1 protein-coding gene is annotated in these 277 nt (G+C 45.5%); it reads right to left on the bottom strand.

The features are described 5' to 3' along the window. Nucleotides 1-277 (bottom strand): MBL fold metallo-hydrolase (locus tag AC3II9_RS21740; protein ID WP_489158764.1); only part of this gene is annotated, 277 nt, incomplete at both ends.

The raw sequence follows: 277 nt of genomic DNA, 5'->3' as shown, positions 1-277 counted from the left end.
ATCCATTAATCCTCCTGTGTGATCAGTATGAATATGGGTGATCAATACTGCGTCTATCTGTTTCGGATCATAGCCGGCGCCGATCATACTGGCTGGCAGATGCCCGAGCGTAGGTCCGTATAGTTCAGAAGTGCCGGCATCTATCAAAATGAGCTTTCCTGCCGTTTTCACGAGGTAAGCATTTACTGAAGCTTCCACTACCGGTGTTTGAAAATTGGAGTGGGTCAGGTCTTCAATTTCAGCAGGTGTTGTATTCGTCATCAATTTATTAAGTTCC

The organism is Lysinibacillus sp. RU7, assembly GCF_057837305.1.
Note: the sequence above shows the minus strand (reverse complement) of the source record. Positions and strands in the feature narration are given on the sequence as shown.